This is a genomic window from Kitasatospora purpeofusca (genome assembly GCF_036010405.1).
Classification (GTDB): domain Bacteria; phylum Actinomycetota; class Actinomycetes; order Streptomycetales; family Streptomycetaceae; genus Kitasatospora; species Kitasatospora purpeofusca.
The window spans coordinates 2259979-2286151 of record NZ_CP108561.1; the positions used below are offsets into that span (position 1 = coordinate 2259979).

Genomic DNA, 26173 nt, shown 5'->3' on the forward strand with positions numbered 1-26173 from the left:
AGGCGGCCGAGAACCGGCGGCACGAGCCGGTGGCGATCGTCGGCATGAGCTGCCGGCTGCCCGGCGGCGTGTCCTCCCCCGACCACCTCTGGGACATCGTGGTCAAGGGCGAGGACGTGATCGGCGAGTTCCCGGCCGACCGGGGCTGGGACGTCGACGCCCTGTACGACCCGGAGCCGGGGAAGAGCGGGCGGACCTACACCCGCTCCGGTGGATTCCTGCACGACGCCGCCGACTTCGACCCGGCGTTCTTCGGGATCACCCCGCGCGAGGCGCACGGCATCGATCCGCAGCAGCGGCTGATGCTGGAGGCGTCCTGGCAGGCGCTGGAGAGCGCCGGGATCAACCCGCAGACCCTGAAGGGCACCCGGACCGGCGTCTTCGCCGGGTCGTTCCACCACGACTACGACCCCGGCGGCGGCAGCGTCGGCAGCCTGGTGTCCGGGCGGGTCTCCTACCACCTGGGGCTCCAGGGTCCGGCCGTCACGGTGGACACGGCGTGCTCCTCCTCGCTGGTCGCCCTGCACCAGGCGGTGCAGTCGCTGCGCGAGGGCGAGTGCACGCTGGCGCTGGCGGGCGGGGTGACGGTGCTGTCGACCGCCGGCGTCTTCGTGGAGTTCTCCCGTCAGCGCGGGCTCGCCGCCGACGGGCGCTGCAAGTCCTACGCGACGGCCGCGGACGGCACCGGCTGGGGCGAGGGCGTCGGCGTGCTGGTGCTGGAGCGCCTCGCCGACGCCGAGCGGCTGGGGCACCGGGTGCTGGCCGTGGTGCGCGGTTCGGCGGTCAACCAGGACGGCGCCTCCAACGGTCAGACCGCGCCCAACGGGCCCGCCCAGCAGCGGGTGATCCAGGACGCGCTGGCCGGCGCCCGGCTGACGCCGGCCGAGGTGGACCTCGTCGAGGGCCACGGCACCGGCACCACGCTGGGCGACCCGATCGAGGCGCAGGCCCTGCTGGCCACCTACGGACAGGGCCGCGACGCCGAACACCCGCTCTGGCTCGGCTCGTTGAAGTCCAACCTGGGCCACACCCAGGCCGCCGCCGGCGTCGCCGGCGTCATCAAGATGGTCCAGGCGATGCGCCACGGCGTGATGCCCCGCACCCTGCACGTGGACGAGCCGACCCGGTTCGTCGACTGGACCGCCGGGGAGGTCAGGCTCCTGGAGGAGAACCGGCCGTGGCCCGAGGTGGACCGGCCGCGCCGCTCCGCCGTGTCCTCCTTCGGCTACAGCGGCACCAACGCGCACGTCATCCTGGAGGCCGCGCCCGAGCCGGCCGCCGAGCCCGGCGGGACCGCGGCGGGTACGGCGGGCCCGGGCGGCGGTGCGCTGCCGTGGGTGCTGTCGGCCCGGAGCGAGGCCGCGCTGACCGAGCAGGCCGCGCATCTGCTGGAGCGGATCACCGACGGGACCGGACCCGACGCGCGCGACGTCGCGTTCACCCTGACCGCCGGCCGCGCCCTGTTCGACCACCGGGCCGTCGTGGTCGGCCGCACCACCGCCGAACTCGTCGACCGACTGCAGGAGTTCGTCTCCACCGGAGACTCCGCGGGCGTCGTCACCGGCCGGACCGCCCCGACCGGAACGGTGTTCGTGTTCCCGGGTCAGGGTTCGCAGTGGATCGGTATGGCGCGTGAACTCCTGGACTTCTCACCGGTGTTCGCCGGGAAGATGGCCGACTGCGCTGCCGCGCTGGAGCCGTTCGCCGACGGCTGGTCACTGCTCGACGTGGTCCGCGACGACAACGCCCACGCCCTCGACCGGGTCGACGTCGTCCAACCCGTGCTGTTCGCCGTCATGGTCTCCCTCGCCGAACTCTGGCGCTCCCTGGGCGTCAAGCCCACCGCCGTCGTCGGCCACTCCCAGGGCGAGATAGCCGCCGCCCACGTCGCCGGCGCCCTCACCCTCGACGACGCCGCACGCATCGTCGCCCTGCGCAGCCGCGCCATCCTCCGCCTCTCCGGCCGCGGCGGCATGCTCTCCGTCCTCGCCCCCCAGGAACGCATCCACGAACACCTCACCGCCGGCCTGCAGATCGCCGTCGTCAACGGCCCCGAACAGGTCGTCGTCTCCGGCGCCCCCGAGGAACTCGACACCCTCGCCGCACGCTGCGAGACCGACGGCATCCAGGCCCGCCGCATCGCCGTCGACTACGCCTCCCACTCCCCCCAGGTCGAGGAACTCCGCGAAGAACTCCTCCACCTCCTCGCCCCCGTCACCCCCCGCACCGGCCACACACCCCTGATCTCCACCGTCACCGGCGAAGCCATCGACACCGCCACCATGGACGCCGCCTACTGGTTCACCAACCTCCGCGAGACCGTCCGCTTCGACACCGCCCTCACCACCCTCCTCACCACCGGCCACCGCGTCTTCGTCGAAACCAGCCCCCACCCGGTGCTGCTCGGTGCGGTGGCCCAGAACGCCGGCCACCACCGGGTCGCCGGAGTGACGGCCGTCGGCACGCTGCGCCGCCAGGAGCACGAGCCGGCGCAGCTGCTGCGCAGCGCGGCGGAGGTGTTCGCCGTCGGCGTGGACGTCGACTGGACGCCCTGGACCGGTGCGGGCCGACTGACGGACCTCCCCACCTACGCCTTCCAGCACCGGCGGTTCTGGCAGCCCGCCGCCGCCACGGCCACCGATGTCGGCACGGCCGGGCTGGGCCCCGTGCGGCACCCGCTGCTCGGCGCCGCGCTGCCGCTGGCCGGTGGCGACGACCTCGTCCTGACCGGGCGGATCTCCCGGACCGGCCACCCCTGGCTGGCGGACCACGGTGTCTTCGGGGCCGTCATCCTGCCGGGCACCGCATTCGTCGAACTCGTGCTCAGGGCGGGCGAGGAGATCGGCCTGCGGGCCGTGCGCGAGCTGACCCTGCACGCGCCGCTGCCGCTCCCCGAGCACGGCGAGGTGGACCTCCAGGTGCAGGTGGGCGCGGCGGACGGGCGCGGTGTGCGGCCGGTCGACGTCTACGCCCGGCCGCGCCGCTCCGACGGAGCGCCGGAGTGGACCCACCACGCGAGCGCCCTCCTGACCGGCGAGGAGGCCGACCGGGCCGCGGAGACCTCGGAGACCCCGAAGAGCGAGGCCGCGTGGCCTCCCGCCGGGGCGCAGCGGCTGGACGTGGACGCCCACCACGACGCGATGGCCGCCCTCGGCCTGGAGTACGGCCCGGCCTTCCAGGGCCTGTCCGACGTCTGGCGGTCCGGGGACGCGATCCTCGCGCAGGTCACCCTGCCGGGCCGGCAGGCGGAGGAGGCCGCCGCGTTCGGCGTGCACCCCGCCCTGCTGGACGCGGCCCTTCAGGCGGCGGCGGTGGACACGGCGGACGGCCCGGCGCCGCTGCCGTTCTCCTTCGGGTCGGTCGCCCTGTACGGCCGGGGGGCGAGCGAGGCACGGGTGCGGATCACGCCCGCCGGTCCGGACACCTTCACCGTGGAGCTGGCCGACCGCTCCGGGGCGCCGCTCGTGCGGATCGACTCGCTGCTGGTCCGCCGGGTGACGGCGGGTGAGCTCGCCACCGGGGAGGGCGGCAGCACGGCGCTGCTGTCCGTCGTCTGGTCCCCGCTGGACACCGCGCCCGACACCCACGGCACCGCCACCGATGCCGACGCCGGTGAGGAGCCGACGCTCCTGGTGGTCGGCGACGGCCCGGCGGAGGCGGACGGGCCCGCCCGGGCCCGGGCGGTGCTGGACCGGACCCTGGAGCAGCTGCGCGAGTGGCTGGCCCAGGACCGGCCGGCCGGGGCGCGCCTGGTCGTGGTGACCCGCCGCGCCGTACCCACCGGCGCCGAGCCGGACGATGCCGCCGTCCACCTGGACCACGCTCCGGTGTGGGGTCTGGCCCGGGCGGCCCGGGCGGAGAACCCGGGCCGGATCGTCCTGGTCGACGTCGACGCGGACGCCGCGGAGCCGGTCGACGAGGCGGCGGTGCGCGCGGCCGTGCGGTCGGGCCGGCCCGAACTCGCCCTGCGGGGCGGGCGGGTGTACGCGCCGGAGCTCCGCCGCGGCAGGGCCGAGCCGGCCGGCGACCCGGCGGCGGCGCTGGGCACCGGCACCGTGCTGATCACCGGCGGGACGAGCGGTCTGGGCGCGCAGGTGGCCCGGCACGCCGCCGCGCTGGGCGCCCGCCACCTGCTGCTGCTCTCCCGGCGCGGCCCCGGCGCCGAGGGTGCCGAGGAGCTGCGGGCGGAACTCACGGCCGCCGGGGCGCGGGTCACCGTGCTGGCCTGCGACGTGGCCGACCGGGAGCAGCTGGCGGCGGCGCTGCGGGAGGTCCCGGAGGAGTTCCCGCTGACCGCCGTCGTGCACTCCTCGGGTGTGCTGCGCGACGGGCTGCTCGGTTCGATCGGCGCGGACGACCTGGACGCGGTGCTGCGGCCGAAGGTCGACGCGGTCCGGCACCTGCACGAGCTGACCGCCGGGGCGCCGCTGTCCGCGTTCGTGGCCTTCTCCTCGGTCGCGGGTGTGCTGGGCGGCGCCGGGCAGGGCGGTTACGCGGCCGCGAACGCCTACCTCGACGCCCTGATGCAGCAGCGCCGCCGCACCGGCCGGCCCGGTCTGTCGGTGGCCTGGGGCCTGTGGGCCGAGGCCACCGGGATGACCGGGCACCTCGACGAGGCGGACCTGGAGCGGATCAACCGCGGCGGGATCACCGCGCTCGGCACCGCGCAGGGCCTCGGTCTGCTGGACGCCGCGCTGACCGGCGACCCGGGCGACGGGCTGCTGCTCGCGGTGGCCCTGAACGAGCCGGTGCTGCGCGCGACCGGGCCGGAGCTGCTGCCGCCGCTGCTGGCCGGGCTCTTCCCGCCGCGCCGACGGGCCGGGGCCCGGCGGGCCGCCGGGTCGGCCGGATCCGCCGGGCGTCCGGCGCTCGACTCCCGGGAGGCGACGGTGGACCGGCTGCGCTACCGGTTCGCCCGCACCATGGGGTTCGACACGGCGGAGCTGGACGTCGCCGCGTCGCTGGTCGGCCAGGGCCTGGACTCGGTGATGGCCATGCAGATCCGCGGCCTCGTCGAGTCGGACTTCGGGCAGACGCTGCCGGTCGCCTCGATGTTCAACGGCGCCAGTGTGGAGAGCATCGCCGACCGGCTGATGGCCGGGGCGGGCGAGGCCGGGCCGGTCGGCACCGAGGGGACCGAGGCGGACCGGGAGGCGCCGGAGCTCGTCCGCCACCCGGCCACCCGGGACGTGGTCCGGCTGCTCCGCGCCGAGCAGCAGGGCACCCCGGGCGTCACCCACCACATCGGGCTGGCCGTGCAGTTGTCCGCCCCGACCACGCCGGAGCGGCTCGCCGCGGCGGTCGCCGCCCTGGCCGGACGGCACGCCGCGCTGCGGACGGCGATCGTGCCGGACGCCGAGCACGGGCAGCAGCTGGAAGTGCGGCGCGGCGTCCCCGACGGGCTGCTGCGCTGGTCGGCGGTGGCCGAGGACACCAGCGTGGACGACCGGCTGCGCGAGCTGATGGAGCCGCCGTTCGACCTCGCGACGGCCTCGCTGTGGCGGTTCGAACTGCTCGCCCGCCCCTCCGGGGAGCAGGTGCTGGTCTTCGGCGCGCACCACGCGGTCTCCGACCTGGCGTCGCTGATGGTGGTGGCGCACGAACTGGACGCGGGCCTCGGCACGGACCGGGACACCGGTCCGGGCACCGCGCCCGCCGTCGTCTCCAACCGGGACATCGACCTGCTGCTGCGCGCCCAGGCGGCGCGCCCGGACGGGGACCGCAACCCCTCGTCCGACTGGCGCGCCGACTTCACCGGCGCGCGGCGGCTGGACCTCGAACTGGCCCGCCCCCGCCCGGCACAGCGGTCCTACCGGTCCGCCACCCACCTGGTGGAGCTGCCGGCCGAGCTCCAGGAGCGGGTGGCCGCCGCCGCGACGGGGCTGGGCATCACGCCCGCCGCGTTCTGGCTCGGCGCGCTCACCGTGCACCTCGCCCGGCTGCGGGAGCGCGACCGCTTCGTGCTGGCCGTCCCGGTGGACACCCGGCTGCACGTGGGCGCCCTGGACGCGGTCGGCTACTTCGGCCTGCCGATCCCGTACGCGGCCGAGGTCGGGGCCGGCGAGTCGGCCGCCGAGGTGCTGCGGCGCACCGACGGCCGGCTGACCCGGGTGCTGGAGCAGGGCGTCACCTTCTTCGACGTGATGTCCGCCCTGGTCGAGGAAGGGCTGTACCGCAAGGACGCGCCCCTGGTCGAGGTCTACTTCAACTACATGCCGCCCCAGGCCGGCGCGTCGGGGGGCCTGCGGATCCTGCCGGCCGGCACCGGCTGGTCCGACCTGGACCTGATGGTCACCGTGATGCCGGGGCTGGGCAAGGTCGGCCTGGAGTACAACGCCGACGTCCTCGACGACGCGAGCTGCGCCGAGCTCGGCCGGGGCCTGCTGGCCCTCGCCGCCGACATCACCGAGTCCCCCGACACCCTCGTCGCGATACCGGAGAGCACCGACGTGAGCACCGAACCCGTTGCGGCCGGACAGGTCGCCGTCGCCGCGACCTTCGCCCTCGGCAACCTCCCGGCGATGCTGGGGGTGGCGCTGGAGGACGGCGCCGCCGAGGGCGGCCCCCTCGCCGTCGCCGAGGCGCCCTACCACCAGGTGCTGGCGAGCCTGCACGACCCGGGCAGCGTGCTCGCCGAGCCGGCCGCGGTGGCCGGGCTGGTGCTGCTGCGCCCGGGCGACCTGGTCCGCTTCGCCCCGGGCGACGAGCAGTTGCTCGACCAGCTGGCCGAGGAGTACCCGGCCGCGCTGGCCGCCCTCGCCGAGCGGACCCGCAAGCCGCTGGTGGTGGCCTTCCTCCCGGAGCGGTCGCCGGACGAGCGGCTGCGCGGGTGGGAGCGGCGGGTCGCGGAGCGGCTGGCCGACCGGCCGGGCGTCGCGGTGCTCGACTCGGACCTCTGGCTGGAGGACTTCCCGCCGGACGAGGTCTTCGACGACCACACCGACCAGCTCGCCCACCTGCCGTTCCAGGAGGAGTTCCAGGCCGTGGTGGCGCTCCAACTGGCCGACCTGGTCGGGACGGTGCGCCGCCGGGCGCCCAAGGTGATCGTGGTCGACGGCGACGAGACGCTGTGGAGCGGCATCGCCGGCGAGGCCGGGCCGGAGAACGTCGACCTGACCGGGGCCCGCGAACTGCTGGCCCGGCGGCTGCTCCAGTGGCGGTCCGCCGGGGTGCTGCTGGCCCTGGTCTCCAACAACGACGAGGCGACGGTGCACGCCGTCCTCGACCGGCCGGACAGCCTGCTGCGCCGCGAGCACTTCGCCGCGATCTCGGCGGCCTGGGAGCCCAAGTGGACCCGGATCGCGCGGATCGCGGAGGAGCTGCGGCTGGGCCTGGACAGCTTCCTGTTCCTCGACGACAACCCGGTGGAGATCGCCGGGGTGCGTGCCCAGCTGCCCGAGGTGCTCTGCCTCACCTGCCCGCCGTCGGCCGAACTCGACGGGTTCGTGCACCGGTTGTGGCCGATGACGCCGATCGCGGCGACGGCCGAGGACGCCGCCCGGGCCGCGTTCTACCAGCAGGAGCAGGTGCGCGACGAGGCCCGCGCCCAGTTGGGCTTCGCCGAGTTCCTGGAGAACCTGAAGCTCGAACTCGACATCGTGCCGGTGTCCGCCGAGAGCGCCGAGCGGACCGTCCAGCTCAGCCGTCGCACCAACCAGTTCAACCTGCGGCCGCAGCCGCTGGACGCGGCCGGGCTGGACCGGCTGCGGCAGGACGGCGGCGAGGTCTGGACGGCGACCGCCCGCGACCGCTTCGGCGAGTACGGGCAGATCGGCGTCCTGGCGGTCCGGCCGGACGGGGACGCGCTCGAACTGGTGGCCTGGATGATGAGCTGCCGGGTGCTCGGCCGCGGGGTCGAGGACCGGCTGCTGCAGTGGCTCGCCGACCGGGCGGAGGCCCTCGGCCTGGACGCCGTGCGGCTCGTCGCCGACCACACGCCCCGCAACATCCCGGCCCGGCGCCTGGTCTCCCGCCTCGGTGGCGGCGAGGTCGAGGCACCGCGGCTGGAGACGGTGGTGGCGTTGAACCAACTCCGGGCGTTCCGCTCCTGGGACCTCGGAACCGATATCGCAGCGGAGGTCAGCAATGCCTGAGGCGGGAGGCGGCAGCAGCCGCAACCCCAGTGTCAACCGCCGTCCCGAGGAAGAGGTGATCGAGCGGCGACGGCCCGGCCGGGCCCAGGCGTCCGACCTGCTGGCCCGGCTCCGGAAGCCGGCCGCGCCCACCACCGCCCCGGCGGCCCCGGCGGCGGCCCGAGCGGCGGGGGCACGCGGTGTCGACCAGGTCGCGGCGGACATCGCCGCGCAGGCCGCCCGCTTCCTGCCGGGCGCGTCCACCGGGGTGGAGACCGACCTGTTCGACGCCGGCCTCTCCTCGGTGGACGCGGTCGAACTGGTCGCCCTGATGGCCCGTGAACTGGACGTCCGGGTCAGCCTGGACGACCTGTTCGCGGACGCCCGCCCGCGCCGGCTGGCGCAGCGCTGGGCCGCCGCGGCCGGTCTGCCGGTCACCGGGGCCGGGGCCGCCGCCCCGGCGGCGACCGGGACCGCCCTGGCGCTCCGGTCCGGCCTGCTGCCGGCCGACGACCACCGGGCGTCCGCCCCCCAGGCGCACGAGGACATCGCGACGATCCTCGCCGACCTGGCGCTGGCCGACCGGCTGCCGTTCAGCCGCCAGGCCGAGCCGGCCGAGCCGCGCCGCATCCTGCTCACCGGCGCCACCGGCTTCCTCGGCAGCCACCTGCTGCTGGACCTGCTGCGCGCGGGCGACGCCCACGTGGTCTGCCTGGTGCGCGCGGCCGACGACGCGGCCGCCGAGCAGCGCCTCGCCGAGGCCCTGGCCGGCTACGACCAGCCGTGGTCCTTCGAGGTGCGCCGCCGGGTGACCGTGCTCGCGGCCGACATCCGGCAGCCGCGGCTGGGCCTGTCCGAGGAGCGCTGGGAGGAGCTGGCCCGGGACGTCGACTCGATCGTCAATGTCGCGGCCGCCGTCGACTTCCTGCGCGGCTACCCCTCGCTGCGGCAGACCAATGTGCTCGGCCCGCTGCTGCTGGCGGAGCTGGCGATGACCGGACGGCCCAAGCCGCTGCACCACGTCTCCTCGGTCGCGGTGTTCAACGAGGTCGGCATCGAGAAGATGGGCGAGGACGACCCGGTCGCGCACATCGACCGGCTGTTCGCGGGCTACGACAAGTCGAAGTGGGCGGCCGAGGCCGTGCTGCGGCGGGCCCGGGAGCACGGCCTGACCGTGACCTTCCTGCGGCCGGGCGCGATCGGCGGCCACACCCGCACCGGCGTCTACAACCCGGCCGACCTCAGCACCGGACTGATCGGCGCGATCTCCCGGTTCCGGACGGTGCCGGCGTTCAAGTTCCTCAACCTGGCCCCGGTGGACTGGATCAGCCGGATCACGGCCGCGATCGTCTTCGACCCGAAGGCCTGGGGCCAGAACTACAACCTGACCGGCCGGGCGGAGACGCTGCCGGAGCTGGTCAAGGACATGAAGCTGGCCGGGATGAACGTCCGGATCGCCGGCTGGAAGGACTGGCGGGACGACCTGCTGCGCCGGCAGGAGACCGACCCCGTCCCCGAACTCGACTTCCTGGTCCGCATCCTGAGCAGCCCGACCGCCGTCAAGCTGTTCGAGGCGCTGATGTTCGGCCCGGAGGCCGGTTCCGAGCGCACCGAGGCGTTCGTCGCCCGGCACCGTCTGCCGCCGGCCGAACGCTACGGCTCCGAGGCCCAGTTGAAGGCCTTCGAGCGGATGGCGGAGAACGGCGTGGCCCGCCTCCCCAGCCGCGAGGACCCGCCCTACCTGTCCTTCCGCGAACGGATGAAGGGCCAGGTCGGCCCGGTCGGCGAGGAGCGCGACAGCAGCTGCCGGCTGGCGTTCACGCTGTCCATCGCGAGCATGTACCAGGTGGTCCGGCACCGCCGGATCGACGTCCGCGGCCAGGTGGTGTGCGAGCGGATCCACCCCGAGCCGCTGACCGTGGTGGAGGGCGAGATCCAGGTCCGCCCCGACGAGGGCGTCCCGCGCCTGCACAGCAACGACCACCCGCTGCTGCGGTACCGGCTGGTCCTGGAGGACCGGGACGGCAACCGCTGGTGGCTGGAGGGCTTCAAGACGGCGCGCGCCCGGCGCGACCTCTGGAAGCAGACCCGCACCCTGGACATCGCGATCGGCCGCGAGGGCGAACCGGCCGTGCTGGCCGGTGTGGTGAAGGTGCCGGGCAGCAGCTTCCTCCCGGACCAGATCGACGGGATCCAGGTCGACCCGAGGCTGTCCTCGCAGGAGCAGCGGCTCGCCAAGCTGGCGTGGCTGTCGTGGTTCTTCCTGCAGATGGGCGCCGGCCTGGCCGAGCCGTCGCTGCGGGCCGCCGCCGAGCTGCTGGACCTGCGCCGGGACGCGATCGACCGGGACAAGGACAAGCTGGCACGCAAGATCAGGAAGCTGATGATCCAGAGGGAGCAGAACCGATGACCCTGAGGCCCCTTCACCACCGCCTCGGCGAGCGGGTCGAGGACATCCCCTTCACCGCGTCCGACGGCACCCGGCTCGGCCTGACCCGGGTCGTCCCCGACGGCGGCGCCGACGAGCGTCCGGCCGTGCTCGTACTGCACGGCCTCACCGCCTCGGCCGACATGTTCACCCTGCCGGAGACCCGCAACCTGGTCGACGTGCTGCTGGACGCCGGCTACGAGCCCTGGCTGCTGGACTGGCGCGGCAGCTGCCGCCTGCCGTACAACGAGGGCCGGGTCCGGTACAGCTTCGACGACGTGGCCCTGTACGACATCCCGGAGGCCGTGGCGCTGATCCGGGAGCGGATCGGCGGACGCCAGCTGCTCTGCGTCGCCCACTGCATCGGCGCGCTCTGCCTGTCGATGAGCCTGGCGGCCGGGCTGGTGACCGGACTGGACGGGATCGTCGCGCAGGGCGTGTTCCTGACGCCCAAGCTGTCCTGGAAGACCCGGGCCCGGCTGCACTTCGGCGGCGAGCTGCTGCGCTCGCGCTTCGTCAACATCCCGACCGACTTCAAGAAGGTCGGGCTCTGGTCGAAGCACTCGCTGATCTTCGCGGAGGTCTCGATCGGCGCCGAGTGCAAGGACCCGACCTGCCAGATCCTGCACAACGACTCCTGGGGCGTGGGCGGTTCGCTGTTCGAGCACGACAACCTCGACGCCCGGACCCACGACCGGCTCGCCGACCTGTACGGCACCGTGCCGATGTGGATCCTGCCGCACCTGCGCAGCGTCGAACTCGCCCACACCATGCTGCGGTTCAACGACAACGACGGCCGCTACGACGCGCTGCCGAAGAACGCGCTGGACAACGCGGGGAAGATCGAGGCGCCGCTGATGCTGCTGTCCGGCAGCGACAACCGCTTCTGGTTCGACTCCAACAAGATCTGCCACGAGATCCTGACCGCCCGGTACCCGCAGTTGGACGTCCGCTACGTCGAGGTGCCGGGCTACGGCCACCTGGACACGTTCATCGGCCGCAACGCCGCGCTGGACGTGTTCGGTCCGATCGTGGACTTCCTCGACGAGTGCCGGACCGTCAAGGCCGGCCGCTGACCACCGGGGCGGTGGCGTCCCGTCGCGGAGGCGCCACCGCCCCGGTCCCCCGGACCGCCGTTCCACGCCGGCCCCGATGCCTGCCGGCGTGGAACGGCCGTTTTCCGTTGCTGTTCCTTCGACTTCCGCGCACGGAAGTCGGGTAGAGGAGAACGATGACCTCGATGACCTCCGACACAACGCGGCCGGCCCCCGCCGCCGGGCCGCCCGGCCTGCGCCTGGTGATGCCCGTCGTCATGCTCGCCGTCTTCACCGTCCCGCTGTCCGTCTCCGGGACGGCGGTCGCGCTGGGCGACATCGCCGCGGACCTCGGGTCGTCGTCCACCGGCGAGCAGTGGGCCCTGAACGGCTACAACCTGACCTTCGCCTGCGCCACGCTCGTCTGGGGCTCGGTCGCGGACGTCATCGGACGGTGGCGGGCCCTGCTGATCGGCCTGCTGACCTTCGGCGCCGGCTCCGCGCTCAGCGTCCTGTCCTCCGGCTACCTGCTGCTGGACGCCTCCCGGCTGGTCGCGGGGGTCGGCGCGGGCGCCGTCTTCTCGGTCGGCTCGGCGATCATCTCCACCGGCTTCACCGGCGAACGCCGCACCCGGGCCTTCGCCCTGCTGGGCGCCGTCGCGGGCCTGTCGCTGGCCTTCGGCCCGTCGCTGTGCGGCCTGTTCACCCAGCTCGTCGGCTGGCGGCTGGTGTTCGGCTTCCAACTGGCCTGCCTGGTGGTCGCCTGCGCCGCCATGCCGCTGATCCGCCGGGCGACCGCCCACGGCACCCGGCGGACCGCCCGGATCGACGTGACCGGCGCGGTGCTGTTCTGCGCGGCGACCGGCCTGCTCCTCGGCGGCCTGGTGCTCGGCTCCCAGACCGGCTGGCTGTCCCCGCAGTTCCTGCTCTGCACGGCCGCCGGCCTGGCCGGCTACGGGCTGTTCGCCCGGCAGGAGGCCACCGCGCCGACCCCGCTGCTGAGCCTGCGCACCCTGCGCAACGCGCGGTTCTCCGGGATGACGCTGGTGATCGCGGTGGCGTCGTTCACCTTCACCAACGCGGTCGCCTACATCCCGGTGTTCTTCCAGGGCGCCTACGGCTCCTCGCCGGGCGAGAGCGGCGCCCTGCTGATGTTCATGACCATGCCGGTGCTGATCGCCCCGCTGCTCGCCGGCCGGCTGGTCGCGCGCGGCGCCGCCATGGACCGGATCCTCGCCTGGAGCATCGGCCTGCTGGTGGTGGGCCTGGTCCTGGCGGGCGCCGCCGCCCCGCAGGGGCTCGCCTGGATGGCCCTGCCGCTGGTCGTCGTCGGCGCCGGTTTCGGCCTCCAGGCCGGACTGGTCGACGGCGAGGCGCTGGCCCAGGTGCCCGAGCACGAGGCCGGCATGGGCGCGGGCTGGATCAACACCGTCCGCCTCGGCAGCGAGGCGATCGCGGTGTCGATGTTCGGCTCGCTCTTCGCGAGCTTCGTCGGCACCGCGACCCACGCCTCGGGGCGGGGCTTCGCGGCGATCACCATCGGCTCCACCCTGCTGGCGGCGGTGATCGGTGTGCTGGCCCTCCTGCTGCTCCGCCGCGGCGCGGCGACCACCGCCCCCACCGCCGCCCCGGCTCCGGCGGACACGTCGGCCCCCTGACCCGTCGGCGGGTCGGGGGGCCGGGAGGCCGGGGCACCGGGCCCCGGCCTCCCGGGGCCGAACGCGTCAGCGGGTCAGGCTGGCGCGGTAGAGGGAGCGGACCAGCTCGGTGCCGACCTCCGGGTGCGGGTCGTTCTCCAGGTTGCCGCTGAGTCCGGCCACGAAGGTGTCGATGTCCCGCTCGGTGTAGCCCTGTTCGGTCAGCGAGGTGCCCAGGCCGGTGCTCGCGAGCAGCGCGTCCACGGCCGCGGCGGCGTCCCGGTGGCCCAGGGTGTCCCCGACGGCGGCGAAGGCCTCGTCCGCGAAGGGGCGGGCGCTGCGCAGCCAGGCGGGGTAGAGCAGGGCCAGACCCCGGCCGTGCGAGAGCGGGTTCCCGGCGAAGGCGCCCATGGCCTGCTGGAGGCGGTGCGGCAGGCAGGTGCTGACGGTGGTGACGTTCACCCCGCCCAGCAGCGCGGCCAGGGCCATCGCCTCCCGGGCCTCGGGCGTGGCCGCGCCGCGGGCGAGCCCGGGCAGGTGGTCGCGGACCAGGGCGAGGGCCCGGTGGGAGTAGGCCCGGCTCTGCGCGGTCGCGCGCTTGGCGACCGCGCCCTCGACCGCGTGCGCCAGGGCGTCGAAGCCGCTCTCCAGGGCGACGGCGGCGGGCAGCCGGTCGGTGAGGTCCGGATCGACGAGCGCGATCCTGGGGGCCACGTCCTCACCGCGGATGCCGGACTTGAAGCCCCGCACCACGTCGGTGACGATGGCGCCCTGGGTGACCTCCGAGCCGCTGCCGGCGGTGGTCGGGACGGCGACGACCGGCAGCGCGGCGGCGGAACCGGGCAGGGTGCGGCCGATCAGCTCGCGCACGGTGCCGGCGTCACCGGCGACCGCGACCGCCTTCGCCGCGTCGATGGCGCTCCCGCCACCGAGACCGACCACCAGGTCGCAGCCGCTCGTCCGGGCGAGCGCGAGCGCCTCGTCGATCTCGTCCGAGCGGGGGTTGGCGCTGATCCGGTCGAAGACCGTGACGGCGAGGCCGGCGGCGGTGAGCGAGCCGAGCGCCCGGTCCAGGATGCCGGTGCGGCGCATCGCGGTCCGGCCGCAGACCAGCAGGGCGTGGCCGCCCAGCGGGGCGGCGAGCGGGCCGAGCCGGTCGAGCACGCCCCGGCCGAGGACCACCCGGGTGGGGACGGGCAGGTCGTCCAGGTCGACGGTGCCGGGGCGCGGGTCAGCGGTCATCGTGGGCGGCTCCTCGCCGGGGCTGGTGCGGGGTCGGGTCGGTGCCGGGCCGGTGCGGGCTCGGGTCGGTGCGGGCGGCGTTGGCGGCGAGGGCCTCGAACACCGCGCAGGTGCCCTCGACCAGGTACTGCAGGGCCGATCCCCCGCCGGTGGAGCGCGGCCCGTCCCAGGGCAGTTCGGCCACGGTGTCGCCGCCCAGCAGCAGCGTGCCGCCGGGGGCGTGCGCCCGGGCGGCGAGGACGGCCGCCGCCGCGTACCGGTTGCCCTCGGCGTGGCGGCCGGGGGTGCCCGCCACCAGGACCCGTCCGGCGCGGCGGAGCAGCTCGATCGCGCCCGGCTGGACCTCGAAGTCGACGATGGTGTGGTCGTCCGGCACGCCCCGGTCGAGCGGCAGGTGCCGGAGGGTGCCGTCCGGTCCGGCCGCGACGACCACGCGGGGCAGGTGGATGCCCGCCCCGCCGGTGCGGGCCAGGACCTCGCGCGCCACCCGGGCGCAGCCCTCGGGGTCGCTGCCCAGTTCGGAGCGGCCGATCCGGTGGCCGGTGACGGCGAGCAGGGTGTTGAGCACGACGCCGCCCGGGATCACCAGGTGGTGGGTGCGGGTGAGGCCGCGCAGGCCGATCAGGGTCTTCTCCGGCTTGACGCCGCCGAGCACCGCGACCGACGGGCCGTCACCGCCGGCCGTGCCACCGCCGGCTCCCCCGCCGGCACCGGCACCGGCCGCCCAGGGGTCGAGGGCGCGGGCCTCGCCGACCAGTCCGGCCGCGGCCCAGCCGGGCAGGTGGTCGAGCAGGCCGGTGTTGGAGGCGTGCCGCCGGTGCGCCTTGGAGAAGCCGCCGATCGCCACCCGGTCGCCCAACCCGGCCAGGGCGCGGGCGAGTTCGGGGTCGCCGCGCTCCTCCCCCGGGTCGAGGCGGGTGTTGCCGAACAGCGCGATCCCGCCGGGCTCCAGCTCGCGGGCCCAGGTCCGGGCGCGGGCCGTGGTGTTCTCCGGCAGGTAGCGCACCGGGCGGCCGAGCCGCCGGGTGAGGTAGTCCGCGAGGTAGTCCAGGTGGCGGGCGCTGCCGTCCTTGGCGCTGCCCTGGTGGCTGAGCAGGGCGGTCCGCGCGCCGGCGTCCGACAGCCGGGCGAGGTCGGCCAGTTCGACGTCGATCCGGCCGGTGTCGGCGAGCGCGGGACCGGCGTTGAACCCGGCCGAGTAGATCCAGCGCTCGCCGGGCGCCGGGGTGTGGTCGGCGAGCAGCCGCATCCCGGTCACAGGCCGTAGTGCCCGAGGCCGGCGCGCTCGTCGAGGCCGAACATCAGGTTCATGTTCTGGATCGCCGAACCGGCCGCCCCCTTGACCAGGTTGTCGGTCACCGCGACGACCTTGGCGAAGCCGCGCACCGGGTCGTAGTCCACCCCGATGTGGCAGAAGTTGGAGCCGGCGACCGAGGTGAGGCTCGGGTAGACGCCGTACTCCTTGGCGTTGAGCCTGCCCTGCTTGGCGAAGGTGTTGACGCGCACGAAGTGCTCGTCGGCGTAGTGCTCGCGGTAGAGGTCGAGCAGGGCGGCGCGGTCGAGTCCGGCCCGGGCCTCCGCCCGGACGGCGACGCTGGCCTGGATGTAGATGCCGCGGACGAAGTTGCCGTGGGCGGTGGTCATGTCGACGACGGGCTCGCGGCCGGCCAGCGGGGCGAGCTGCGTCTCCAGCTCGGGGGCGTGCCGGTGGCCCTCCAGGCTGTACGGCAGCATCGAGGCGAAGGCCTCGGCGTGCATGATCTCGGTCTTCGGCTTGTTGCCCGCGCCGGAGGTGCCGTTGACGGCGGCGAGGTGGATCGCGGTGTCCAGGTCGGCGAGCCCGGAGCGCAGCAGCGGGGCGAGGCCGAGCACGGTGGTGATGGCGTAGCAGCCGGGGTTGGCCACCAGCCGGGCCGCGGCGACCCGGTCCCGATAGAGCTCGGTGACGCCGTAGACGGCCTCCGGCAGCAGCTGCGGGCTGGCGTGCTCCTCGCCGTAGACCTCGCGGTAGCGGTCGGCGTCGGCGAACCGGAAGTCGGCGCTGACGTCGACCACCTTGACGCCGCGCTCCAGGAAGTACGGCGCGGCGCGCATCGCCTCGCCCGAGGGGGTGCAGAAGAACACCACGTCGAGGTCGCCGGCCCGCTCGCGCAGCTGCTCGACGGTGGTGAAGGCGAGCCCGCTGCCGAGCAGGTTGGGGTGGACCCGTTCGAGGTCCTCGCCGCCGCGGGCGGTGGGCAGGACGGTGCCGACGCCGGGGTGGTTCAGCAGCAGGCGGCAGAGTTCGCCGCCCGCGTGCCCGGTGCCGCCGACGATGCCGATGGTGAGCGTCATGCGTGTCCTCACGGGGTGATGATGATCTTTCCGGTGGCCGGTTCTCCGGCCGCCATCAGCGCCAGTGCGGCGCCGGCGTCGGCGAGGCCGAAGCGGTGGGTGACCATGGGCCTCGGGTCGATGCTGCCCTCGGCCAGCCAGCCGATGACGGCGTGGAAGTCCTCCGCGGTGGACAGCGAGGAGCCGATCACCCGGACCTCCTTGCCGACCAGGGCGTTGACCGCGACAGCGGGCGGGCGGTCGAAGAAGCTGACCACGACCACGGTGCCGCCGGGCCGCACCGCCCGGACCGCCTCGTCCACCGCGCCCGGGTGGCCGGCGGCGACGAGCACCACGTCGGCGTCCGCCGCGGCCGGGCCGGGACCGGCCTCGCAGGCCAGGACGTCGAGGTAGCCGTCGGCGCCGAGGGCCTCGGCCCGGCGGCCCTTGTCCGGGCCGAGGTCGGAGCAGACGACGCTGCCGAAGCCGAGCCGTCTGGCGGCGAGCAGGCAGCCGAGGCCGATGTTGCCCGCGCCGATGATCCGCACGGCCCGCCCGTCCGCCGGGCCGGCCAGGGCGACGGCGTGGTGGGCGATCGACAACGGCTCGACCAGCGCCCCGAGTTCCGGATCGGTGCCGACGGGCAGGCGGTAGGTCATGGCGGGCCGCAGCGTCACGTACTGCGCGAAGGAGCCGTCCCAGCCGAGGTGGCACAGGTTGGCCTTGGCACCGCACAGGTTGGTGCGCCCCCGCGCGCACATCGGGCAGTCGCCGCAGTGCGCGTAGGCGGCGGCGCACACCAGCTCGCCCTCCGCGAACCCGCCGGCCGGGGTGACGACGGTGCCGCACAGTTCGTGGCCGAGCACGGTCGGCGCGGTCTTGTACGGATGGGCGCCGCGGTAGGTGGCGAGGTCGGAGCCGCAGATACCGGTGGCGAGCACCCGGACCAGCAGCTCGCCGGGGGCGACCGGCGGCAGCGGGGTACGCCGGTGCTCGATCCGCCCGTAGTCGGCCAGGACGGCGCTCTCCATGGTGCTCTGACGTGTCGTCAGCACTGGTTGGGCACCTCCCGGCCGGCCAGGGCGGCGGCCACCGAGTCGACCAGGATGCGGCCGATCCGGACCTGCGAGTCCACCGACATCGCGCCGATGTGCGGGGTGATCACCACGTTGTCCAGTTCGTGGAGCCGGTTCGGGCGGCCCTCCTCGGCCACCACGTCGAGCCCGGCGCCGCCGATCCGGCCCTCGGCGAGTGCCTCGTACAGCGCGTCCTCGTCGACGACCAGGCCGCGGGAGACATTGACCAGCAGGCTGGTCGGCTTCATCGCGGCCAGCGCGGCGGCGTCGATCAGGTGGTGCGTCCGGTCGGTCAGCGGGACGGCCAGGCAGACCACGTCGGCGGCCGGCAGCAGCGTCTTCAGCGGCGCCAACTCGTAGTCGAGGCGCTCCAGTTCGTGTCGGCGGTCGGCGTCGGGACGGGCCACGTCGACCAGGACCCGCATGCCGAGGGCGCGGCCGAGCGCCGCGATCCGGGAGCCGATCCGGCCGTAGCCGACCAACCCCAGGGTCTTGCCGCCGAGTTCGACCCCGGAGAGCGCGGCCTTGTTCCAGATCCCGGACCGCACCTGGCGGTCGGCGAGCGCCAGGTGGCGCCCCACCGTGAGCATCAGCCCGAGGGCCAGCTCGGCGACGGCCGGGGCGGAGACGGCGGGGATGTTGAAGACCGTCACACCGGCCGCCCGGGCCGCCGCGACGTCGATGTTGTCGATCCCGGAACCCGCCCGGGCGATCACCCTGAGCCGGCCGGCCGCCGCGATCACGGGAGCGTCCAGGCGCACCCCGCTGCGGAGCACGATCACCTCCTGGTCGCGCACCAGCCGGAGCAGTTCGTCGACGGGCGGGCGCAGCGCGACGGTGACGTCGTGTTGCCGCCGCAGCTCGTCCAGCGCCCCCGGGTCGATGGGGTCGAGCACCAGGACGCGGGCGCGCGGCGCCCCTTCCTGCGACGCCCCTTCCTGCGGTGCCCCTTCCCGCGACGCACCGGCCTTCGGCGCCGCGGCCTTCGGCACCAGCCCGGCCAGCGCCTTCCGGTCGAGCTTGCCGGAGGAGGTGAGCGGCAGCTCCTCGACCGGGTGGAACCGGTTGGGGACCAGCTGCGCGGGCATGGTGGCGCGGGCGAACCGCCGCAGGGCGGCGACGTCCGCCTCCCCCGGTCCGGCCGGGACGACCAGCGCGGTCAGCAGTTCGTTGCCCGCGTCGTCCCGGACGACCAGCGCGGCCGCGTCGCGGACCTGCGGGGCGGCCCGCAGACCGGCCTCGACCTCGCCGAGTTCGACCCGGTGGCCGCGGAGCTTGACCTGCTGGTCGTTGCGGCCGAGGTAGGCGAGCCCTCCGTCGGGCAGCCGGCGGGCGAGGTCGCCGGTGCGGTACATCCGGCGGCCGTCGAGGGTGCGGAAGCGCTCGGCGGTGAGCTCCGGCCGGTTCAGGTAGCCGTCGGCGACCCCGGACCCGGCCACCCACATCTCGCCGGTGCCGCCGTCCGGGACCAACCGGAGTGCGTCGTCGCGCAGTTCGATCGCCAGATGGGGCAGCGGGCGGCCGATCGGCGAGGGGGTGTCGCCGGCCAGCTGCTCCGGGGTGAGCACCAGGTGGGTGGCGTGCACGGTGATCTCGGTGATGCCGTACATGTTGACCATGACGGGCACCGGGCCGGGTGCGGCGGCCGAGGCGGCGAGGAAGCCGCGCACCACGTCGAGGTCGACGCTCTCGCCGCCGAAGACCACGTACCGCAGCGCGGTGGCCGGGGCGCCCGAGTCGGCGTACTCCCGGGCCAGGTGGCGGAAGGCGGACGGGACCTGGTTGAGCACCGTGATCCGCTCGTCGGCCAGCAGCCGCAGGAAGTCCTCCGGGGCCTGCGCCGTGGCGGCGGGCACCGGGACGGCGGTCGCGCCGGTCGCCCAGGCGCCCCACAGCTCCCAGACCGAGAAGTCGAAGGAGGCGGAGTGGAAGAGGGTCCAGCGGTCGTCGGGGCCGAGTTCGAACAGCGGCAGGGTGGCCCGCAGCAGCTCCAGGACGTTGCCGTGGGTGACCACGCAGCCCTTGGGCACGCCGGTGGAGCCGGAGGTGTAGATCACGTACGCCGGGTCGTCCGGACCGGGCTCGGCTGCGACGGGCCCACCGGCCTCAGCGGGTCGGGCCGGCTCGGCCGCGGCGGCCTCCGGGTCGATCACGGGCAGCGCGTCCAGTCCGCAGGCCGCGGCCCGGTCGGGGTCGCCGACCAGGGCCGCGAGGCCGGCGTCCCCGGCCATGAACCGGAGCCGGTCGGCCGGGTACGACGGGTCGAGCGGCACGTACGCCGCGCCCGACCTCAGGACGCCGAGGATCCAGGCGGGCGCCCGGTGCGAGCGCTCCAGGAGCACCCCCACCAGGTCGCCCCGGCCCAGGCCGGCGGCGGTCAGCCGGGCGGCGACGGCCCCGGCCCGCCGGTCGAGCTCCGCGTAGCCGAGCTGCTCGCCGCCGCCGGCCACCGCGGCCGCGTCGCCGCGCACGGCGGCGACGCGGGCGAACAGCTCCGGCAGCGACCGGGCGCCGGCCGGCAGGCCGGACAGGTCGGAGCGGTCAGGCAGGTCAGGCAGGTCAGCGGGGTCAGACAGCTGCATGGTTGCCACCGACCGCCATCACGTCACCCTGGTCGACCGGCTTGTAGTAGTCGGTGGGGTGGACCTGGTCGCCGAAGTCGCCGAACATCCGGCGCAGCCGCGGCGACATCCGCTCCAGCACCTCGGCCGGCTGCTGGACGTAGTCGTGCGGGCGGTGCCACAGGTGCCCGTAGCGCAGGATGAAGGTCTTGCGCTCCTGGACCTTGTTGGGCGCCACGGCGTGCCACAGCGAGTACGGGAAGATCAGCACGTCGCCCGGCGCGGCCTTGACCTCCAGCGCGTCGTCGGGCAGCACCCCCTGGCGCAGCGGCTCGTCCAGCTCCTCGATGTAGCAGAGCGCCGTCCGGTCGGTCGGCACCCTGCGGTGGCTGCCGGGGACGAGCAGGAAGTTGCCGCTGTCGGACTTCGTGGTGTCGGTGAAGAACACCTGCGCCTTGATCTGCAGGCTCGGGCTGCCGTGGACGAGCCGCAGCTGCTGCAGGTACTCGCCGCCGTCGGTGTGCCAGTACTCCAGCGCCTCGTCCTGGAGCGAGCGGACGAAGATCTCGGTGCCGAGCAGCTGGACGCTGCCGGCCAGCAGCGACATCAGCGGGCCGACCAGCTTCGGGTGGTCGAGGAAGTAGTCCATGCCGGCGGTGCGGGCCACCGCGTCGCGCACCCGCACGGTGTGGGCGCGGTCGGTGAAGCTGGCGTGGTTCTCGATGGTCCGCGCGCCGTCGGCGACCACCTCGTCGATGACGGCGAGTCCGCGCTCCACCTCCTCGGGGCTGAACAGGCCCTTGAGGTGGAGGTAGCCGTGCTGCTCGTAGCTCTCGAACTGCTCGTCGGTGAGCGGCGCCCAGTCGCGTGCGGCGGCGGTCTCGACGGTCGACTCGCGGACGGTCGCGATGTGCATGCCGGTGTCCTGCATGGTGTTCTCCCTCGTCGACGGGTTGCTGGGCCCGGGCGCGCCGGTCACGGGCGCAGCTCCTCGGCCCACCGGTGCAGCCGGGCCTCCACGGCGTCCCACAGGGCCAGGACGTCGGGGGCGGTGTACCAGTCGGTCTTGAACATGACGTTCACGGTGACGCCGTCCTCGTCCTCGTCCCAGAAGGTCGCGATCGCGGCGTCGTGCCAGCCGTTGGAGATCCGCAGCGGCGCGGTCCGCACGCCGGGGATCTCGATCTCACCGACGCTGCGGCGCATGCCGAGCGGCCGGGCGTTGAAGGTGACGTACGGGACGGTGGCCTGGCGGCCGAGCGCGCTCGGGTCCATCAGGTCGATCAGGGCCGGCCACGGCAGGTCGCTGTCGTCCAGGGTGGTCAGGATCCGCTCGCGGAAGTGCCGCAGGTACCCGACCGCGTCGGGGTGCAGGCCGGGCTCGCTGGCCAGCACCGTCTTGCTGGCGAACCAGCCCACGGTGTGGGTGAGTCCGGGCAGTTCCCGGTTGGCGGTGGACAGCGTGGTGGCGACCACCGGGCGGCCCGAGCGCTCGTACAGCGCCCGGTGGAGCGCGGCGTGCATGAGGTTCAGGCCGGTCATCCGCAGCGGGCGGGCCGCCGCGGCGAGGTCGCGGCAGAGTTCGCCCGGCAGGCGGCGGACGAAGTCCTCGTTCTCCTCGTAGCGGATGCCGGTCGCGCCGCTGAACCCCTCGACCGGCATCGCCGGGATCGCGCCGACGCCGTCCAGCCGGGCGGCCAGCCGGGCGAGCGCGGCGCGGCCGGCCGGCGAGTCGACGGCGAGGTTCTGCCGGCGGACGAACTCCTGGAAGGGCAGCTCGACCGGCGGCAGCGGTGGCACCGCCGCGCCCACCTCCTGCCCGTAGAGCACGGCGAGGTCCCGGATCAGGGCGTTCAGCGACCAGCCGTCGCTCACCATGTGCTCGGTGACGAGCGCGAAGTACGTCTCCTGCGGCGAGCGCGGGAGCACCACCAGCCGGGCGACCGGCCCGTTCTCCAGGTCGAAGGGCTCGATCACGGCCTCGCGGACCGCGGCCCGGTCAGCCTCCTCGTCCGCCCCGGCGGGCAGCCGCCGGAGGTCCTGCGGCTCGGCGGCGCCGACGTGCCACAGCGCCCGGTCGGTGTCGAAGCCGCTGAGCAGGGCCGGGTGCCGGCGCTGCACGGCGTGCCAGGCGCGGTTCAGCGCGGCCGTGTCGAGGGTGCCGTGCAGCACCAGCGGCAGGGTGCTGTGGTGCGGGTTGAACACGCCCCGCTCGGCGTCCTCCCGGGTCTGGCCGAGCCGGTGCCGGTGGTTCCAGGAGGCCCGCAGGGTCTCACGCATGGTTCAGCTCCCGCTCCCGGACCAGGTCCGTGAGGGCCGGGAGCTCGTCCGGGCCGCCGGCCCGGACCATCGAGGCGCCGTCGTGGGCCCGGCGCCCGCCGTCGGCCCGCAGCGGACGCAGCAGCAGCTGCGCCGGGTCGCAGATCACCTCGACCAGCGCCGGACCGTCCTCGGCCAGCACGGTCGCGATGTCGGCGTCCAACGTGCCGGTGTGCCGCAGCGTGCGGTACGGCAGCCGGAACGCGGTGGCGACGGCGGAGAAGTCCAGGGTCTCGGGCTCCTCCAGCTCCGGTCCGCCGACCAGCGCGGCCTGCGACTCGCGGATCGAGGCGTAGCCGCCGTTGTTCAGTACGAACACCTTGATGCCCAGCCCGTACTGGCTGATGGTGGCGAGCTCCTGGATGTTGAGCTCGATCGCGCCGTCGCCGACGATCACCAGCACCTGGGCGTCCGGCCGGGCGAAGGCCGCGCCGACCGCCATCGGCACGGCCGCGCCCATGTTGAGGAAGGCGGCCGAGGTGATCTCCCGCTGGGAGGCGGTGAACTCCAGGGTCTGGCCGGTGACGTAGTAGGCGCTGCCGGTGTCGACCACGAAGACGTGGCCGGGGCCGGTCTGCGCCTCCAGCCGGTCGACGAACCGGTAGGAGTTGATCGGGCCGTCCGGCCGCTGCTCGCCGACGGTGGGGTGGGCGGCCTTGAGCGCGGCGCACTCGGCGAGCCAGGCCTCGTGGGCGGGGGCGGCGGGTTCGGCCGCCTCCTCCTGGAGCGCCTCGACCAGCCGGCCGACGTCCATGCAGACCGGGAAGTCCACCCGGACGCCCTTCTTGGTCAGCTGCGAGGGGTCGATGTCGACCGCGACGACGGTGGCGTCCGGGTCGAAGGCGTCCGCGTCCTCGCCGACGAAGGCGGTGGACAGGCTGGAGCCGAACGAGATCACCAGGTCCGAGCGGCCCATGATCAGCCCGGGGTAGAGCCGGCCGCGGATGCCGCCCTGACCGAAGCAGAACTCCGAGTCGTACGGCAGCAGGTCGGTGCCCAGCCGCGAGGTGACCACCGGGATCCGCAGCTTCGCCACCATGGCCCGGAACGCCTGCACGGCGTCGGCCTGCCGGACGCCCTGGCCGGCGACGATCAGCGGGCGCTCGGCGGAGCGCAGCATGGTCATCAGCTGCCGGGCGGTCTGCCGGGCGCCGGAGCCGCGCGGTTCGGCGGCGGGCGGCTCGGCCCCCTCCAGGGCGTCCGGATCGACCAGTGCGGCCTGGACGTCCAGCGGGATGTCCAGCCAGACCGGGCCCGGGCGGCCCTCCAGGGCGTGCCGGACGGCCTCGTCCAGGTGGCGGCGGATGTCGCCGGGGCGCTCCACCACCGCGGAGTACTTGGTCATGCTGCGGGCGCTGTGCACCACGCCGAAGCCCTGGACGCCGAAGGAGCGCACGCCCTCCTCCATGTGCCGGGTCTCGACCTGGCCGGAGACCACCAGCACGGGCACGCCGTCGGCGTAGGCGTCGACCAGTCCGGCCAGCGCGTTGACGGCGCCCGGGCCGCTGGTGACCAGCGCCACCCCGAGCTCGCCGGTCAGCTTGGCCGCGCCGGTGGCCATCAGCGCCGCCGCGGTCTCGTGCCGGGCGCAGATGGTCACCAGCCCGGGCTGCTGGCTGAAGGCCTGGTCTAGGTGGATGGAGCCGGTGCCGGAGAGGCTGTAGCAGGTGCGCACGCCCAGTGCGTGCAGATAGCGGGCCGTGTAGTCGGCGACGGTGACGGTCAGGCCAGCCACTGTGCCACCCGCTTCGCCACGCCCTGCGCCGTCAGGCCGAAGTGCTCGTAGAGGAACTCGGCCGGGCCGATCGGCGCGTACTCGTTCGGCACTCCGAGCTGCAGCACGGGCACCGGGTGGGTGCGGACGACGGTCTCGGCGACCGCGCCGCCGAGGCCGCCGTTGAGCACGTGGTCCTCCGCGACCACCAGCCGTCCGCTGTGGCGTGCGGCCCGTCCGATCGCCTCCGCGTCGATCGGCTGGACCGAGCCCAGGTGGAGCACGCCCGCCCGGACGCCGTCGGCCGCGAGCAGTTCCGCGGCCTCCACCAGGCGGGTGGTGAGCAGGCCGGTGCCGACCAGGGTGACGTCCTCGCCCTCGCGCAGCTGCACCGAGCCGCCGTACGCGAAGGTGTGGTCGGCCGGGAACAGCTCGGGCGTGTCCAGCTTGCTGACGATCCGGATGTAGACCGGGCCGTCGTGGGTCATCGCCTCGCGCAGGGCGGCCACGGTGTCGTTCGGGGTGGCCGGCGCCAGGACGGTCATCCGCGGGATCGACCGCATCCAGGCGAGGTCCTCGACGGCGTGGTGGGTGCCGCCGAGCGCGCCGTAGGCGAGGCCGCTGACGAAGCCGCAGAACACCACGTCGGCGTTGGTGTAGGCGGCGTTCTTGATCTGCTCCAGCGCCCGGGCGGTCAGGAAGCAGGAGGCCGAGTAGACGAACGGGCGCAGGCCCGCGTTGGCCAGGCCGATCGAGACGCCGACGAGGTTCTGCTCGGCGATGCCGACGTCGACGAAGCGGTCGGGCAGTTCGGCCTGGAAGCCGAGCGCCGAGTGGGTCTCGGCCGAGTCGTTGTTGACGATGCAGATCCGCTCGTCGGCGCGCGCCAGTTCGAGCAGGGCCGCCGAGAAGGCGGCGGCGCAGTCAGTCGGTGCCATGCTCAAGCTCCCGGAGTGCCTGGTCGAGAAGGTCGGGGGTCAGTCGGCGGCTGTGCCATTCGAGGTTGCGCTCCATGAAGGAGACGCCCTTGCCCTTGACCGTGGAGGCGATCAGGCAGGTCGGCCGGCCCGGCTCCAGCGGCGCGGCGCCGAGGACGGTCAGCAGTTCCTCGACGTCGTGGCCGTCGACGACGCGCACGGCCCAGCCGAAGGAGCGCCACTTCTCGTCCAGCGGCTCCAGGGCGTTGATGTCCTCGGTGCTGGCGCCCTTCTGGGCGAGGTTGCGGTCGACGATCACGACCAGGTTCTCCAGCCCCCGCGAGGCGGCCAGCATCGCGGCCTCCCAGTTGCTGCCCTCCTGGAGCTCGCCGTCGCCGGTGAGCACGAAGGTCCGGCGGCCGGAGCCCTGGACCCGGGCGGCGAGGGCCGCGCCGACGCCGAGCGAGAGGCCGTGGCCGAGCGAGCCGGTGTTGAACTCGATGCCCGGCACGCGGGTGGAGACCACCGTGCTGAGCCGCGAGTCCGCCGCGCCGTAGGTCGCGAGCTCCTCCTCGGGCAGGATGCCCCGGAGCGCGAGCACGCTGTACATGGCGGCCGAGGCGTGGGCCTTGCTGAGGATGAAGCGGTCCCGGTCCGGATCGTCCGGGCCGCCGCGCAGCACGCCGAAGTGGAGTGCGCAGAGGATGTCCATGGCGGAGAGGTCCGCCCCGATGTGGCCGGTCCCGGCGGTGCTGACCGTGGTCAGCGCGAGTGCCCGGGCGCGTGCCGCCCGGCGGCGCACCAGCGCCACGTCTTGCGACGACAAGTCCTGTTCCTTTCGGTGGGTCGGGGTCGTGGTC

The 26173-nt window shown here is 74.7% G+C and carries 13 protein-coding genes and 1 pseudogene; 4 read left to right on the forward strand and 10 right to left on the reverse strand.

Annotated features, from left to right (window positions below; translation table 11 throughout):
* Positions 1-23: 23 nt before the first annotated feature.
* From OG715_RS09685 to OG715_RS09700, 4 genes and pseudogenes are all read left to right on the forward strand, one after another.
* Positions 24-8093, forward strand: a pseudogene (locus tag OG715_RS09685) (HAD-IIIC family phosphatase); the annotation flags it as partial.
* On the forward strand, positions 8086-10482 hold the full coding sequence (locus OG715_RS09690; RefSeq protein WP_266275503.1) for a thioester reductase domain-containing protein: 2397 nt from the start codon (positions 8086-8088) through the stop codon (positions 10480-10482). The pseudogene OG715_RS09685 and the gene OG715_RS09690, both read left to right, overlap by 8 nt.
* Positions 10479-11576 (forward strand): alpha/beta hydrolase, encoded by a 1098-nt coding sequence (locus OG715_RS09695; RefSeq protein ID WP_266275501.1) that lies wholly within the window; start codon positions 10479-10481, stop codon positions 11574-11576. The genes OG715_RS09690 and OG715_RS09695 overlap by 4 nt, the downstream gene beginning before the upstream one ends.
* Positions 11577-11740: 164 nt before the next feature.
* Positions 11741-13192, forward strand: a complete 1452-nt coding sequence (locus OG715_RS09700; RefSeq protein WP_266275498.1) for an MFS transporter — start codon at positions 11741-11743, stop codon at positions 13190-13192.
* 66 nt (positions 13193-13258) lie between these two features.
* On the opposite strand, the gene OG715_RS09705 is transcribed toward OG715_RS09700, so the two are convergent.
* From OG715_RS09705 to OG715_RS09750, 10 genes are read right to left on the reverse strand one after another with little or no spacing between them, the layout of a single operon-like run.
* Positions 13259-14413 (reverse strand): iron-containing alcohol dehydrogenase, encoded by a 1155-nt coding sequence (locus OG715_RS09705; RefSeq protein ID WP_266275496.1) that lies wholly within the window; start codon positions 14411-14413, stop codon positions 13259-13261.
* Positions 14403-15662 carry a phosphoglycerate kinase gene (gene pgk, locus OG715_RS09710; protein ID WP_266277365.1) on the reverse strand — a complete coding sequence of 420 codons (1260 nt, stop codon included), beginning with the start codon at positions 15660-15662 and terminating at the stop codon, positions 14403-14405. The genes OG715_RS09705 and pgk overlap by 11 nt, the downstream gene beginning before the upstream one ends.
* Positions 15663-15667: 5 nt before the next feature.
* On the reverse strand, positions 15668-16759 hold the full coding sequence (gene argC / locus OG715_RS09715; RefSeq protein ID WP_266275494.1) for an N-acetyl-gamma-glutamyl-phosphate reductase: 1092 nt from the start codon (positions 16757-16759) through the stop codon (positions 15668-15670).
* Positions 16756-17781 carry a zinc-dependent alcohol dehydrogenase gene (locus OG715_RS09720; protein WP_266275492.1) on the reverse strand — a complete coding sequence of 342 codons (1026 nt, stop codon included), beginning with the start codon at positions 17779-17781 and terminating at the stop codon, positions 16756-16758. The genes argC and OG715_RS09720 overlap by 4 nt, the downstream gene beginning before the upstream one ends.
* The gene (locus tag OG715_RS09725) at positions 17775-20384 is read right to left on the reverse strand and encodes an amino acid adenylation domain-containing protein (protein WP_266275490.1); all 2610 of its coding nucleotides are present in this window, start codon (positions 20382-20384) and stop codon (positions 17775-17777) included. The genes OG715_RS09720 and OG715_RS09725 overlap by 7 nt, the downstream gene beginning before the upstream one ends.
* A complete protein-coding gene (locus OG715_RS09730; protein WP_266275488.1) occupies positions 20371-21342 on the reverse strand; it encodes a phytanoyl-CoA dioxygenase family protein in 972 nt (323 codons plus the stop codon). The genes OG715_RS09725 and OG715_RS09730 overlap by 14 nt, the downstream gene beginning before the upstream one ends.
* The gene (locus tag OG715_RS09735; RefSeq protein ID WP_266275486.1) at positions 21339-22643 is read right to left on the reverse strand and encodes a condensation domain-containing protein; all 1305 of its coding nucleotides are present in this window, start codon (positions 22641-22643) and stop codon (positions 21339-21341) included. The genes OG715_RS09730 and OG715_RS09735 overlap by 4 nt, the downstream gene beginning before the upstream one ends.
* A complete protein-coding gene (locus OG715_RS09740; RefSeq protein WP_266275484.1) occupies positions 22636-24417 on the reverse strand; it encodes a thiamine pyrophosphate-binding protein in 1782 nt (593 codons plus the stop codon). The genes OG715_RS09735 and OG715_RS09740 overlap by 8 nt, the downstream gene beginning before the upstream one ends.
* Complete coding sequence (locus OG715_RS09745) at positions 24405-25334, reverse strand: transketolase family protein (protein ID WP_266275482.1); 930 nt, start codon at positions 25332-25334, stop codon at positions 24405-24407. The genes OG715_RS09740 and OG715_RS09745 overlap by 13 nt, the downstream gene beginning before the upstream one ends.
* Complete coding sequence (locus tag OG715_RS09750; RefSeq protein WP_266275480.1) at positions 25321-26139, reverse strand: transketolase; 819 nt, start codon at positions 26137-26139, stop codon at positions 25321-25323. The genes OG715_RS09745 and OG715_RS09750 overlap by 14 nt, the downstream gene beginning before the upstream one ends.
* Positions 26140-26173 lie beyond the last annotated feature (34 nt).